At 70.6% G+C, this 13491-nt stretch carries 13 protein-coding genes; 8 read left to right on the top strand and 5 right to left on the bottom strand.

Features of this window, described 5'->3' with window-relative positions; translation table 11 throughout:
• Window position 1: 1 nt before the first annotated feature.
• A complete protein-coding gene (locus ACGFI7_RS32105) occupies window positions 2-1165 on the bottom strand; it encodes an acetoin utilization protein AcuC (RefSeq protein ID WP_393411139.1) in 1164 nt (387 codons plus the stop codon).
• A gap of 179 nt (window positions 1166-1344) precedes the next feature.
• Here ACGFI7_RS32105 and ACGFI7_RS32100 point away from each other — a divergent pair, with 179 nt between their 5' ends.
• From ACGFI7_RS32100 to ACGFI7_RS32085, 4 genes are all read left to right on the top strand, one after another.
• Window positions 1345-2412 carry a sensor histidine kinase gene (locus tag ACGFI7_RS32100; protein WP_393411137.1) on the top strand — a complete coding sequence of 356 codons (1068 nt, stop codon included), beginning with the start codon at window positions 1345-1347 and terminating at the stop codon, window positions 2410-2412.
• Window positions 2409-3074 carry a response regulator gene (locus tag ACGFI7_RS32095; RefSeq protein ID WP_393411135.1) on the top strand — a complete coding sequence of 222 codons (666 nt, stop codon included), beginning with the start codon at window positions 2409-2411 and terminating at the stop codon, window positions 3072-3074. Before ACGFI7_RS32100 ends, ACGFI7_RS32095 begins: the two co-directional genes overlap by 4 nt.
• Window positions 3075-3154: 80 nt before the next feature.
• Entirely contained in the window at window positions 3155-4045 is an 891-nt protein-coding gene (locus ACGFI7_RS32090) for an ABC transporter ATP-binding protein (RefSeq protein ID WP_393411133.1), read from the top strand.
• Window positions 4042-4782, top strand: a complete 741-nt coding sequence (locus tag ACGFI7_RS32085) for an ABC transporter permease subunit (RefSeq protein WP_393411131.1) — start codon at window positions 4042-4044, stop codon at window positions 4780-4782. Before ACGFI7_RS32090 ends, ACGFI7_RS32085 begins: the two co-directional genes overlap by 4 nt.
• Before the next feature lie 265 nt (window positions 4783-5047).
• Here the strand turns inward: ACGFI7_RS32085 and ACGFI7_RS32080 are convergent, their stop codons facing one another.
• The 3 genes from ACGFI7_RS32080 to ACGFI7_RS32070 all read right to left on the bottom strand — a co-directional run bounded on the left by ACGFI7_RS32080 (window position 5048) and on the right by ACGFI7_RS32070 (window position 7624).
• On the bottom strand, window positions 5048-5416 hold the full coding sequence (locus ACGFI7_RS32080; RefSeq protein WP_393411129.1) for a VOC family protein: 369 nt from the start codon (window positions 5414-5416) through the stop codon (window positions 5048-5050).
• A 479-nt stretch (window positions 5417-5895) separates the two neighbouring features.
• Window positions 5896-6690 carry a pyrroline-5-carboxylate reductase gene (proC, locus tag ACGFI7_RS32075; protein WP_393411127.1) on the bottom strand — a complete coding sequence of 265 codons (795 nt, stop codon included), beginning with the start codon at window positions 6688-6690 and terminating at the stop codon, window positions 5896-5898.
• A gap of 52 nt (window positions 6691-6742) precedes the next feature.
• Complete coding sequence (locus ACGFI7_RS32070) at window positions 6743-7624, bottom strand: proline dehydrogenase family protein (protein ID WP_393411125.1); 882 nt, start codon at window positions 7622-7624, stop codon at window positions 6743-6745.
• A gap of 141 nt (window positions 7625-7765) precedes the next feature.
• On the opposite strand from ACGFI7_RS32070, the gene ACGFI7_RS32065 reads away from it, so the two are divergent.
• Entirely contained in the window at window positions 7766-8221 is a 456-nt protein-coding gene (locus tag ACGFI7_RS32065; RefSeq protein WP_393411123.1) for a hypothetical protein, read from the top strand.
• Window positions 8222-8226: 5 nt separating this feature from the next.
• On the opposite strand, the gene ACGFI7_RS32060 is transcribed toward ACGFI7_RS32065, so the two are convergent.
• Window positions 8227-9579 (bottom strand): sensor histidine kinase, encoded by a 1353-nt coding sequence (locus tag ACGFI7_RS32060; protein WP_393411121.1) that lies wholly within the window; start codon window positions 9577-9579, stop codon window positions 8227-8229.
• A gap of 246 nt (window positions 9580-9825) precedes the next feature.
• Here ACGFI7_RS32060 and dnaK point away from each other — a divergent pair, with 246 nt between their 5' ends.
• Genes dnaK through dnaJ form a run of 3 tightly spaced genes read left to right on the top strand, consistent with a single transcriptional unit; the run spans window position 9826 to window position 13488 of the window.
• Complete coding sequence (gene dnaK / locus ACGFI7_RS32055; protein ID WP_393411119.1) at window positions 9826-11697, top strand: molecular chaperone DnaK; 1872 nt, start codon at window positions 9826-9828, stop codon at window positions 11695-11697.
• Window positions 11694-12290, top strand: a complete 597-nt coding sequence (grpE, locus tag ACGFI7_RS32050; RefSeq protein ID WP_393411117.1) for a nucleotide exchange factor GrpE — start codon at window positions 11694-11696, stop codon at window positions 12288-12290. Before dnaK ends, grpE begins: the two co-directional genes overlap by 4 nt.
• Before the next feature lie 19 nt (window positions 12291-12309).
• A complete protein-coding gene (gene dnaJ / locus ACGFI7_RS32045; protein WP_393411115.1) occupies window positions 12310-13488 on the top strand; it encodes a molecular chaperone DnaJ in 1179 nt (392 codons plus the stop codon).
• The last annotated feature ends 3 nt before the right edge of the window (window positions 13489-13491 follow it).

Here is a 13491-nt window from a genome sequence, read left to right as displayed (position 1 = left end):
CTTAGGGCATCGGATCGAGGCCGTGCAGCGGGAACACCGCGTTTCTGGTCGCCATGATCGCACGGTCGATGGGGTCCGCTGGGTCATAACCTCCGGAGAGATCCTGGAATTCCGCGCTGCGCCCGTCGGTCATGGTGAGCGGCGGCACCTCGCCCGTGCGCTCCCGTACGAGACGGCGCCAACCCTCGCTGGTCGGCGTGGCCGGGTCGATCGGGTGACCGGCGACCTCGGCGATCAGGTGGGTCCAGATGCGGGGCACGACCTGCACCAGCTCGTAGCCCCCGCCGCCGGTCGCGATCCAGCGGCCGCCCGCGGTCTCGTGGGCCAGCCGGTGGAGGTAGGCGTAGGCGGTGCGCTGGCCGTCGACGCTGAGCATGAGGTTGGCGAGCGGGTCGAGCGCGTGGCTGTCGCAGCCGTGCTGGGTGACCAGGATCTCGGGCCTGAACTCGCGCAGCAGCGGCGGCACGACCGAGTCGAAGGCCCGCAGCCACCCGGCGTCGCCGCAGCCGGCCGGGAGCGCCACGTTGACCGCGGTGCCGTCGACGCCGGTCTCGCCGGGGAACCCGGTGCCGGGGAAGAGCGTGCGCGGGCTCTCGTGCAGGCTGATCGTCAGCACCCGCGGGTCGTCGTAGAACAGCGCCTGCACGCCGTCGCCGTGATGGACGTCCACGTCGACGTAGGCCACGCGGCCCGCGCCCTGCCGCAGCAGCCAGGCGATGGCCAGGGCCGGGTCGTTGTAGACGCAGAACCCGCTGGCGGTGCCGGCCATCGCGTGGTGGAGGCCGCCGGCCACGTTGACCGCGTGCTCGGCCGTACCCTCCCAGACCGTGCGGGCGGCGGCGAGCGAGGCGCCGGCGATCAGCGCGGACGCCTCGTGGACCCCCGCGAAGGCGGGGTTGTCGGTGGTGCCGAGGCCGACCGACAGGTCGGGCTCGCCGGCGACGGAGACGCGCTTGACGGCCTCGACGTAACCGGGGTCATGCACCATCGCCAGCTCGTCGTCGGTGGCGGGCACGCACGGCGCGACCTCGACCTTGTCGAGCACGCCGAGATCGCGGGCCAGCGCCATGGTGAGCTCCACCCGGACGGGCGCGAGCGGATGGTCGGGGCCGAAGTCATAGGAGGTGAGGGCGTCGTCCCAGATGACTCGCGCCGGCTGGCTCATGCATGCTCCCGTTTCCCTCGCCTTGAGCTGACGTTACCGCAGCGTCAACGGCGGGCGTCCAGCCGCCTTCCCGGCAATAGCGCAGAAATTTCCCTTAGTCTCAGATCATGGGGGTTCGTCGGCGAATCCGGGACGCATGGTTATTCTTCCGGCGCCCGCGGGTCTTCGACGTCACCCTGGTGATCTTGTTCGTGGTGCCGGGGGTCATCGGCGGCCTCGCCGTCTGGCTCAGGGGCGGCGGCCTGTCCTTCACCGCGCTCTACCTGAGCACCGCCCTGCTCCTGCTCATGCGGCGTAAGCGCCCTCTGCTCACCGCCGCCCTGTCGCTGGGGATCGAGATCATCGCCTCTTTCCTCGCCATGCCCTCCGGCAGCCCGTTCCTGGTGATCGCCCTCTACAGCCTGGGGCGCTACACCGACGGGCTCAGGGCCGCGATCGCCGGCGGCGTCGGCGGCATCCTGCTCGGGGCCGCGCGCGAGGTCTCGGCCGCGCTGGACCCGGGCCCCGACGCGCAGGGGCTCTGGCTGGCCGGCCTGGTGCTCGTCGTCATCCCGGTGGGGCTGGGACAGTACGTCCGGATCCGCGCCGAGCTGCGGGAGCGGGCGCAGCGGGAGGCGGCCGACGCGGCGGTGCGCGCCGAGCGTCGGCGGATCGCCCGCGAGCTGCACGACGTGGTGGCCCACCACCTCAGTGTGATCAACGCGCTGGTGGGCGGCGCCAGGGCCACGCTGCCGCCGGACCAGGACGTCGCCCGCGAGGCGCTCCATGGCGCCGAGGAGACGGCCCGCCAGGCGCTGTCGGAGATGCGCCAGCTCCTCGACGTGCTGCGGGCCGACGACGGCGGCGGCGCCGACGCGGCGACGGGGGTGGGCACCGCCCGGCTGCCCGCCCTGGTCGAGGAGGCCGGGACCGCCGGTCTGCCCACCCGCCTGACGGTGCTGGGCGAGCCGCTGACGCTGCCCACCGCGGTCGACCACGCCGTGTACCGCATCGTGCAGGAGGCGCTCACCAACACGCGCAAGCACTCGGTGGGCGCCCGGGCGACCGTGCTCCTGTCGTACGAGCCGTCGGCGATCGAGGTCGAGGTGCTCGACGACGGCATGGCGAGGCCCTCGCCCGGCCCGACCGGGTTCGGGCTCGGCGGCATGGCCGAGCGCGTGGCATTGTGCGGAGGACGGCTGTCGACCGGCCCGCGTGAGGAGGGCGGTTTCCGCGTGCACGCCCGCATCCCTCTGGAGAAGACGTGATCTCGGTGTTGCTGGTGGACGACCACGCGCTGGTCCGCAAGGGCTTCCGGCTGATGCTGGAGGCGCAGCCCGACCTGACCGTGGTGGGCGAGGCGGGCGACGGCGCGGAGGCGGTGCGGCTCAGCGAGGAGCTGCGGCCCGACGTGGTGGTGATGGACCTGCACATGCCCGGCCTGGACGGGGTGCGCGCCACCGAGCTGATCACCGAAGGGCTGCCGGACGTGCGGGTGCTCGCGCTGAGCACGTTCGACCTCGACGAGAACGTGGTGGCCGCGCTGCGCGCGGGCGCCTGCGGGTTCCTGCCGAAGGACGTCTCGCCGGAGGAGCTGGTGGAGGGGGTACGGGTCGTCCACGGCGGCGATGCGGCCCTGGCGCCCCGGCTGCTGACCAGGCTGATCGGCACTTTCGTGGGCGCCCCCCGGCCGTCGCGCGCCCCGTCGCGCGGGCACGCCGCGCTGGACGCGCTCACCGACCGCGAACGGGAGATCCTGACGCTGATCGCGCGCGGCCTGTCCAACGCGGAGATCGCCGGGGCGCTGGGCGTCTCACCGTCCACGATCAAGAACCACGTGACGAGCCTGTTCGCCAAGATCGAGGTGCGCGACCGGGCCCAGGCGGTGATCGTCGCGTACGAGGCCGCGCTGGTCAGCCCCGGAGACTAGGACCACGGTCCTACAGGGGGCGGTCGCGAACCGTACCTCGGGCGGACGATAACGATCTTCGCGGCGACCACCCTGGATCCATGACCGCGATTCGGGCGACCAACCTCACCAAACGCTACGGCAAGACCACCGCGGTGGCCGACCTGTCGTTCGACGTGCGGCCCGGCCAGGTGACCGGGTTCCTCGGGCCCAACGGCGCCGGCAAGTCGACGACCATGCGGATGGTCCTCGGCCTCGACCATCCCACGGGCGGGGCCGTCCTCGTCGACGGCACCCCCTACCAGGAGCTGCGCCACCCGCTGCACAAGGTCGGCGCGCTGCTCGACGCCAAGGCCGTGCACGGCGGGCGCAACGCGCGCAACCACCTGCTGGCCATCGCGCTGAGCAACCGCATCCCCGCCCGCCGGGTGGAGGAGGTGCTGGAGCTCGTCGGCCTGTCCGGCGTCGCCGGGCGCCGCATCGGCGGCTTCTCCCTGGGCATGTCCCAGCGGCTCGGCATCGCCGCCGCGCTGCTCGGCGACCCGGAGATCCTGCTCTTCGACGAGCCGGTCAACGGGCTCGACCCCGACGGCATCCTGTGGATCCGCACCCTCATGCGCGACCTCGCCGCCGAGGGCCGCACGGTCTTCGTCTCCAGCCACCTGATGAGCGAGATGTCGCAGACCGCCGATCACCTGATCGTCATCGGCAAGGGGCGGATGATCGCCGACACGAGCGTGCCGGAGTTCATCGGGCGCAGCTCCCAGGGCTACGTGCTGGTCCGCTCCCCCCGGCTGGCCGAGGTGGCCGAGCTGGTCAGGGTGGGCGAGCTGCACGACGACCACCTGCGGGTGACCGGGGTGTCGCCGCTGGAGATCGGCACCATGACCGCCAGGGCGGGGCTGCCGCTGGAGGAGCTGACGTTCGTCAAGCCCTCGCTCGAAGCCGCCTACATGGAGCTCACCAAGGACAGCCTGGAGTACACCTCATGATCGACGTCATCCGGTCCGAATGGATCAAGATCCGGTCCGTACGGTCCACCATGTGGACACTCGTCACCACCGTCGTGCTGATGCTGGGCATCGCCGCCCTCATCAGCGCCTCCGCCGCGAGCATGGCCGAAGGGCCGATCCCCGGCGAGCAGGCGGTCACGACCAGCCTGTCCGGCGCCATGATCGCAGCCCTGGCGATGGCCGCCCTCGGGGTCCTGGTGATCTCCGGCGAGTACCGCACCGGCAGCATCCGCGTCTCCCTCATGGCCGTGCCCCGGCGCATGAGTCTGCTGATCGGCAAGATCGTGGTGTTCACCGCGGTCTCGCTGGCCGTCTGCCTGGTCGCCTCGGCGGGTGCGATCGCCATCGGCCTGGCGATCACCCGGCCGCCGTCCATCGAGTTGGCCGTGATGGCGCGGGCCGCCCTCGGCTGCGCCCTCTACCTGACCGCGTGCGGGCTCTTCGGGCTCGCGCTGGGCACGCTCATCAGGCACACACCCGGCGCCATCGTGTCGGCCGTCGCGCTCATCATGGTGATCCCGCCGATCACGACCCAGCTCCCCGGGGTGTGGGGCGCCACCGTGTCCGACTACTTCACCACCAACGCCGGCCTGCTGGTCGTGTCCGGACAGGACAACGGCTCCCTGGGCCCGTGGAGCGGCCTCACGGTCTACCTCACCTGGATAGCCGCCACCATGCTGACCGGCGCCCTCCTCATGCGCCACCGCGACGCCTAGGGATCGGCGGCAGCAACCGGCCGAGGGCGGCCCCGAGAGCACGAGCAAGGGGGTGTCAGCCGCCGAGGGGGCAGTTCACCGCCCTGGATACGCCAGCGCGTCGAAGCGATCATCTGGACCGATCCCTGACCGCCTACGACCACTGGTTTCACCTTCACCTGGGCCGAGCCTCGGCACGTCGGAGGGCCGACGCGCCGATGCGGTTCTCGCCGGCCGGGCACCGCACACGGACTTGCCCGCCGTGGGGATCACGGCGGGCAGTCGCTCAGCTTGTCCGCTCGGCAGCGCTCAGCTGCACGCAGAACTCGTTGCCTTCCGGATCTCCCAGGACGACGAAGTCGTCGTCGCCGCGATGGTCGGCCACCATCGTGGCGCCCAGCCCCAGGAGCCGGTCGACCTCCTCGTCGCGAGTGCGGCCCACCGGCTGGAAGTCCAGGTGGACCCGGTTCTTCACGACCTTTCCTTCAGGTACGCGGATGAACAGCAGGCGCGGCTGAGCGTGCACGACGGCCGCCGGGTCACCGGGCTTGTCGTCCTCGTCCAGGGGCTTGCCGAACACCGCGCTCCAAAAGCTCGCGAGATCATAGGGATCGCCGCTGGTGTCGAACGTGATGCTGTGAACAACGGGATGCATGCGGTCTCCTCGGAGACAGGGACCGCGCCGCTATCGGGCGACAGCGACGAAGGCGCGGTCAGGAATCGGACCGAACATCTGAACCACACCTCCTTTCGCCGTCGAGCTGCCAGGATCTCACAACGAGGTGGCCGCGACCACCGGCGGCCGAACTTGACCGGCGAATGCCCTGTTCGGCCCCGTCCGCTGGAACACCGGTGCACCCGTGAAACGATCCCCGACCGCCTACGACCACTGATTTCACATCACCGATCTGGGTGAACCAGTCCAAACGGGGCGGCGCAGTCGGGGTCAGGCCCCAGCGCGGGTTCGGGGCCCAGGCGGGGCAGCTCCAGGCGGGACGGGCCAGTTGTTCTGTCCCACACGGTCAGGCCCGGACGCGATCAGGCCGGGACGGGGTCACCCCCCACGCGGGTTCGACCCGGACGGGGTCCGGCCCGGACGCGGGCAGGCCTGGACGCGGGCAGGCCCGGGTGGGGTCAGCCGGAGGCGAGTTGGCGGCCGCGGTCGCGGGCGGCTTCGATGGCGGCCAGGAAGGCGGCGCGGACGCTGTGGCGTTCGAGTTCGGCGATGGCCGCGATCGTGGTGCCGCCGGGCGAGGTGACGGCCTCGCGCAGGATCACCGGGTGTTCGCCCGAGTCGCGGAGCATGACGGCCGCGCCGACGATCGACTGGGTGACCATGTCGAGCGCCGCAGCCCGAGGCATGCCGAGCAGGATGCCGGCGTCGACCATGGCTTCCACCAGGTAGAAGAAGTAGGCGGGCCCGCTGCCCGACAGGGCGGTGGCGGCGTCCTGCTGCGACTCGGGGATGCGCAGGACCTTGCCGACGGGCCGCAGCAGGTCTTCGGTGCGCTTGAGGTGCTCCTCCCCCGCGTAGGCGCCCGCGGAGATCACGCTCATCGCCTCGTCGAACCGGATGGGCGTGTTCGACATGACCCTGACCACCGCCGTCTCGGCCCCCAGCCGCTGCTCGACGAAGGCCGTGGTGATGCCGGCCGCGGCGGAGATCACCAGGCGGCCGGGGGGTAGGTGGGAGGCGATCTCGGCGAGCAGCGCCCCCATGTCCTGCGGCTTGACGGCCAGGATGAGCGTGTCGGCCGACTTGGCGGCCTCGGCGTTGGAGACGGCTCGTACGCCGTAGCTTTCGGTCAGCGCCCGCGCCCGCTCCGGCCGGCGCGTCGTGGCCAGCACGTCGCCCGGCTTGAACCCGGCCCGGAGCAACCCCGACAGCAGGGCCTCGCCCATCTTGCCGGTGCCGAGAATCGCGATCATCTGTTGCCCTTCGTGCAGGAGACGCCGGTCCGCAGCCTACCGGCGCCCGCGGTCAGCCCCGCGACAGCAGGGAGCGGGCGAAGAACGCCAGGTTGGCGGGGCGCTCGGCGAGCCTGCGCATGAGGTAGGCGTACCAGTCGGCGCCGTACGGGACGTACACCCGCATCCGGGCGCCCTGCGCGGCCAGCCGTTCCTGCTCGTCGGGCCGCACCCCGTACAGCATCTGGTACTCGAACCCGTTGTGGTCGCGCCCTTCCAGCACGGCCAGGGTGGCGGCGATGGACAGGAGCCGAGGGTCGTGGGTGGCGACCATCGGGTAGCCGGTGCCGCCCATCAGGAGCCGCAGGCAGCGCGCGTACGAGCGGTCGATGTCGGCCGTGGAGGTGTAGGCGCCGGGCGCGGTGTAGGCCCCCTTGCACAGCCGTACCCTGGCCCCTTCGAGCTTGGCGCAGCGCTCGGCCGCGTCGGGCAGGTAGGCCTGCACCACGATGCCCACGCCGGGGTGTTCCTTGCGCAGGGTGGTGTGGATGGAGTGGAGGCCGGGGACGGTGTCGTGCTCCTCGGCGTCGAGGGTGAGCGTGATGCCGCGCAGCGCGGCGGACTCGCAGATGGTGGCGGCGTTGTCGAGCGCGAGCTGCTCCGACAGCCGCAGCCCGAGCGCGGTGAGCTTGACCGACACGTCGGAGCCTTCCGGCAGCACCCGGAGCAGGTCGAGATAGGCCCGCACGGCGCCCTCCGCCTGCGCCCTGTCGTGGACGTCCTCACCCAGGTGGTCGACGGTGACGAGCAGGCCACGGCGGGTCAGCTCGGCGACCGTGCGGGCGATGTCGTCGGCGACGTAGCGCTTGACCACGTTGCGGGTCAGCGGCGAGGTGGAGATGACGCGCTCGGCGCGCGCACTCCTGGAGACGGCGAGTAGAGCCTGACGCAGCACGGCTCAACCCTACTCACCCGGCATGCGCCTGCCGCCCTTCCCGGTGAGACCGGTGGCCGCGGGATTTCCATGACACCTTCACAACCGGGTCAACCGGCTGAACCGGACGCCAGTCACATCCGTCCTAAGGGTATGCGCACAGTGACAGCGACTCTCATGGCCGGATGTCTCGTCCTCGCCGCCGGGTGCGGCGCGGAGCGGCCCGCCGAGCAGGCCGCGTCCGAGAGGCCCGACACGCCGGTCTCCAGCTCCCCCGTGGCCGACGCGGTGACGACCCCGCCCCCGGCCAAGCCCAAGCCGGTGAAGCCGACGGGCGACGCGGTCAACCCCCGGAAGGTGCGTTTCACCAAGGCGACGCCGGTGGCGAAGGGCCGCCAGGTGCGGCTGACCTGGTGGTCGGGCGTGGCGCCGTGCACGGTGCTCGACCGGGTGAAGGTCAAGGAGACGAAGAAGCGGGTCACGATCACCCTGTACGAGGGCCCGTCCCCGAAGGCGAAGAACGTCTCCTGCATCATGATCGCCATCGAGAAGACCACGACGGTCAAGCTCAAGGCCCCCATCGGCAAGCGGAAGATCGTCGACGGCGCCAAGAGCTGACCGGATCAGCCCTGTTCGGGCAGGCGGAGGACGAATCGCGCGCCATGGGAGGCGTCCTCGATGGTGAGGCTGCCGCCGTGGGCCTCGACGATCTGCCGCGCGATCGGCAGGCCGAGCCCGGTCCCGTGGGCGTCCCTCTTGCGGGAGGCGTCCAGCCGGACGAAGCGCTGGAAGACGACCTCGCGCTTGTCTGGGGCGATGCCCTCACCGTCGTCGTGCACCTCCAGCACCGCCGCGCCGGGTTCGCGCATGACCGTGACGGTGATAGCGCTCTCGGCGTGCCGTTCGGCGTTGTCCAGCAGGTTGTTCAGCACCCGGGTCAGGGCGATCGGCTCCCCGTGGACCGTCACGCCGGGGGTCAGGCGGCGGATCACCTCGACCCTGCGCGGACGCGTGTCCAGCTCGCCGGCCACCAGGTCGGTCAGGTCGACGCGCTCGTGCCGGGTGCGCACGCCCGCGTCCATCCTGGCGATCCGCAGCAGGTCGGTGACCAGCGCCTGCAGCCGTTCCACGCTGCGCAGCAGCGCGTTGGCCGTGCGCGGCCAGTCGGTCTCCCGCGGGCGCATGAGCGACTCCTCCAGCTCGGCCTTCATCGCGGTGAGCGGGCTGCGCAGGTCGTGGGAGGCGTCGGAGGCGAAGCGGAGCTGCTGCTCGACCGCGGTCTGGGTGCGGTCCAGGGTCTGATTGGCGGTCTCGGCGAGGTCGCGCAGTTCGTCCTGGTGCTTCGGCACCGGCACCCGCCGGCCGAGATCACTCGCGGTGATCTTGGCGAGTTCGCCGCCGATGGCGCTCACCGGCTCCAGGGTCTTGCCCACGATCCGGTGGCAGCCCGCCATGGTGACCCCGACGAGCAGGAGCCAGCCGCCGACGATCGCGGCCAGGTGCTGAGGGGAGATGTACCAGGGGACGTTCTCCACGGCCAGGTTGACCCACCACGCGCCGTCGGCCGTGTACAGCGGGCAGGAGACCACGATCATGCACTTGCCGGCGAACTGCCGCAGGCCGCACAGCTGCGCGTCGGCGAAGGCGCCGCTGACCTGGGGGCGGAGGCCGGTGATCTGCGGCTCGCGGGCCGTGAAGCCCGGCGTCGAGGCGATCAGCGTGCCGTCCGAGTCGAAGACCTGGACCATCTCGCCGAAGGAGCTCGCCAGGTAGCGGGGAGGCGGGTTGCCTTGGGCTATCTGCCTGCTCATGATCATGAACTGCGCGACGAGATACTTCTTCCGGCTCTCGACGGCGGTCTCCCGGAGCGCCGTGAGGGCGAACACCGCCACGGCGGTGCAGACCAGCGCCATGACCACGCCCGCCACCATGGTCAGACGGATCCTGATGGAGCGCCGATGCCACCACGCGCTCACCTGACGTCCTTTCACGGCCGATGCAGTGCTGGTTCCGAGACTTGTTGCCGTTCGGGGGGAGATCGATCGCCAAGGACGTTCAAAATCGGCCATCCGTGTCGGGACATCGACCCCTAAGGGACATCTCAGGGGAACAAAACGCCCTCGTCAGAGGTTGAGTCGGGTAGGCTCAAGTCGTTTGACAAAGGCCACTGGCATCCGTAGGTTGAGCGTAACCGACTCAACTTTGACTACAAGGACGTACTCATGGCACGTGCGGTAGGTATCGACCTGGGGACGACCAACTCCGTCGTCTCGATTCTCGAGGGCGGTGAGCCCACCGTCATCGCCAACGCGCAGGGCTCGCGGACCACGCCGTCCGTGGTCGCCTTCGCGAAGAACGGCGAGGTGCTCGTCGGTGAGGTGGCCAAGCGGCAGGCCGTCACCAACGTGGACCGGACGATCCGGTCGGTCAAGCGCGAGATGGGCACCAACTGGTCCCAGGAGATCGACGGCAAGAAGTTCTCGCCGCAGCAGATCAGCGCCTTCGTCCTGCAGAAGCTCAAGCAGGACGCCGAGGCCTACCTGGGCGAGAAGATCACCGACGCGGTGATCACCGTCCCGGCCTACTTCAACGACGCGCAGCGCCAGGCCACCAAGGAGGCCGGCACGATCGCGGGCCTCAACGTCCTGCGCATCATCAACGAGCCGACCGCGGCCGCGCTCGCGTACGGTCTCGACAAGGAGCAGGACCAGACGATCCTGGTCTTCGACCTCGGCGGCGGCACCTTCGACGTGTCCCTGCTCGACGTCGGCCAGGAGGACGGCCACGGCTTCGTCGAGGTGAAGGCCACCAGCGGTGACAACCACCTGGGCGGCGACGACTGGGACCAGCGGGTCGTCGACGAGCTCGTCAAGCGTTTCCAGAACGCTCACGGCGTCGACCTCTCCAAGGACAAGATGGCCCTCCAGCGCCTCCGTGAGGCCGCGGAGAAGGCCAAGATCGAGCTGTCGGCCCAGTCCGAGACCTCGATCAACCTGCCCTACATCACCGCCTCGTCCGAGGGCCCGCTGCACCTCGACGAGAAGCTCACCCGCGCCGAGTTCCAGCGGCTCACCGCCGACCTGCTCGAGCGCTGCAAGGGCCCGTTCCACCAGGTCATCAAGGACGCCGGCATCAAGGTCTCCGACATCGCCCACGTGGTGATGGTCGGCGGCTCGACCCGGATGCCCGCCGTCACCGACCTGGTCAAGGAGCTGACCGGCGGCCAGGAGCCCAACAAGGGCGTCAACCCGGACGAGGTCGTCGCCATCGGCGCCGCCCTGCAGGCCGGTGTGCTCAAGGGCGAGGTCAAGGACGTCCTGCTGCTCGACGTGACCCCGCTGTCGCTGGGCATCGAGACCAAGGGCGGCATCTTCACGAAGATCATCGAGCGCAACACGACGATCCCGACCAAGCGCTCCGAGGTCTTCACCACCGCCGAGGACAACCAGCCGTCGGTGCAGATCCAGGTGTTCCAGGGCGAGCGTGAGATCGCGGCCTACAACAAGAAGCTGGCCACGTTCGAGCTGACCGGCATCGCCCCGGCGCCGCGCGGCATCCCGCAGATCGAGGTCACCTTCGACATCGACGCCAACGGCATCGTCAACGTCTCCGCCAAGGACCTGGGCACGGGCAAGGAGCAGACGATGACGATCACCGGCGGCTCCGCGCTGCCGAAGGACGACATCGAGCGCATGATGCGCGAGGCCGAGTCGTACGCGGAGGAGGACCGCAAGCGCCGCGAGGAGGCCGAGGTCCGCAACAACGCCGACGGGCTCGCCTACCAGACGGAGAAGTTCCTCCGCGAGAACGACGACAAGGTCCCCGGTGACATCAAGACCGAGGTCAACGACGCGCTCGCCGAGCTGAAGAAGGCTCTGGAGGGCACCGACACCGACACGATCCGCAACTCGGCTGAGAAGCTCGCCACCGTCAGCCAGAAGATGGGTTCGGCGATCTACGCGCAGAACCAGGGTCAGTCCGCGGGCGGGCCCGAGGGCGCTCCCCAGGACGCGTCCGCCGGCCAGGAGCAGAAGGCCGACGAGGACGTCGTCGAAGCCGAGATCGTGGACGATGAGCCGAAGAAGGACAAGTGAGGCCGTTGCGTGAGAACGGGCATGAGGAGCCGGTGATCCGCGACAACCGCAAGATCGACCCGGAGACGGGGGAGGTAAGGGTGCGCGCCGAGAACGATTCGCCCGAGCAGGACCAGCAGGAGGTGCCGGCCGAGGTCGACGCCGAGCTGCGGGCCCAGCTGGACGAGCGGACGGCCGACCTGCAACGTGTCCAGGCCGAGTACCAGAACTACCGCCGCCGCGTGGAGCGCGACCGGGTGGCCGTGCGCGAGCAGGCCACCGCGGCCGTGCTGGCGGAGCTGCTGCCCGTGCTCGACGACATCGGCAGGGCCCGCGAGCACGGTGAGCTCACCGGGGGCTTCGCGAAGGTGGCGGAGGCTCTGGAGGCGGCGCTCACCAAGCTGGGGCTCAGTTCCTTCGGCCAGCAGGGCGACCCGTTCGACCCGGTCATCCACGAGGCGCTGATGCACAGCTACTCGCCGGACGTGACCGAGCCGACCGCGGTCGGCGTGCTGCAGCTGGGTTACCGGATGGGCGAGAGGGTGCTGCGCCCGGCCCGTGTGGCCGTGGCCGAGCCCGGGGACGCTCCCGCGTCCGATGACGACGACAACTGACAAGGACGAAGGGCCGTAGATGAGCACCAAGGACTACCTGGAGAAGGACTACTACGCCGTCCTTGGTGTGCCCAAGTCCGCCAGCGCCGAAGAGATCAAGAAGGCGTACCGGAAGCTGGCCAGGCAGTACCACCCCGACACCAACCAGGGCGACACGGCCAAGGAGAAGAAGTTCAAGGAAGTCTCCGAGGCCTACGACGTCCTGTCCGACAGCAAGCGCCGCAAGGAGTACGACGAGGCGCGCACGCTGTTCGGGTCCGGGGTGGGCGGCCAGCGTCCGGGTGGCGGCGGCGGCTTCCCCTTCGACTTCGGCGACCTGTTCGGCGGCACCGGTCAGCAGACCGGCCAGGGGACGGGCGACCGGTTCAGCGACCTGTTCGGCGGGCTGTTCAACCGGGGCGGCGGCTCGACCCGCACCACGTCCGCCACCAGGCCGCGCCGCGGGCAGGACATCGAGTCGGAGGTCACGCTGTCGTTCACGGAGGCGGCCGAGGGCGCCACCGTGTCGCTGCGGCTGACCAGTTCCGCCGCGTGCACCGGGTGCAGCGGGACGGGAGCCAAGGCCGGCACCACCCCGCGGGTCTGCCCGACCTGTGAGGGCACCGGCGCGGCCAGCCGCAACCTGGGCAACTTCGCCTTCTCCGAGCCGTGCCGCGACTGCAAGGGCCGCGGCCTGCTGGTCGACGACCCCTGCCCCGTGTGCGAGGGCAGCGGCAGGGCCAAGAGCACCCGGACCATCCAGGCCCGCATCCCCGCCGGGGTGGCGGACGGCGCCCGGGTCAGGCTCAAGGGCAAGGGCGCCCCTGGCGAGAGCGGCGGTCCCGCCGGTGATCTCTACATCGTGACGCACGTCAAGCCGCACCCCGTGTTCGGCAGGTCGGGTGACAACATGACGGTCACGGTTCCGGTGACGTTCTCGGAGGCGGCGCTCGGTGCCGAGATCAAGGTGCCGACGCTCAAGGGGATGCCGGTGACCCTGCGCATCCCCGCGGGCACGCCCAACGGGCGCACGTTCCGCATCCGCGGCCGGGGCGTCACGCGCAAGGACGGCACGAAGGGCGACCTGCTCGCCAGCGTCGAGGTCGTGGTGCCGAAGACGCTCGACGACAAGTCGCGTGAGCTGCTCACGGAGTTCAACACCGCCACCGCGGCCGAGGACCCACGGGCCGAGCTCATTTTGAGAGCCAGAAGCGAGTGAGCC

Source organism: Nonomuraea sp. NPDC048826 (genome assembly GCF_043198225.1).
Lineage (GTDB): Bacteria > Actinomycetota > Actinomycetes > Streptosporangiales > Streptosporangiaceae > Nonomuraea.
This window is presented reverse-complemented; position numbering and strand designations above follow the sequence as displayed.

Excerpts from the sequence above, each read along its gene's own strand:
- dnaJ (WP_393411115.1), top strand. The coding sequence starts at position 12,310 with ATGAGCACCAAGGACTACCTGGAGAAGGACTACTACGCCGTCCTTGGT.
- ACGFI7_RS32085 (WP_393411131.1), top strand. The coding sequence starts at position 4,042 with ATGATCGACGTCATCCGGTCCGAATGGATCAAGATCCGGTCCGTACGG.
- ACGFI7_RS32090 (WP_393411133.1), top strand. The coding sequence starts at position 3,155 with ATGACCGCGATTCGGGCGACCAACCTCACCAAACGCTACGGCAAGACC.
- dnaK (WP_393411119.1), top strand. The coding sequence starts at position 9,826 with ATGGCACGTGCGGTAGGTATCGACCTGGGGACGACCAACTCCGTCGTC.
- ACGFI7_RS32105 (WP_393411139.1), bottom strand. The coding sequence starts at position 1,165 with ATGAGCCAGCCGGCGCGAGTCATCTGGGACGACGCCCTCACCTCCTAT.
- ACGFI7_RS32080 (WP_393411129.1), bottom strand. The coding sequence starts at position 5,416 with ATGCATCCCGTTGTTCACAGCATCACGTTCGACACCAGCGGCGATCCC.
- proC (WP_393411127.1), bottom strand. The coding sequence starts at position 6,690 with ATGATCGCGATTCTCGGCACCGGCAAGATGGGCGAGGCCCTGCTGTCG.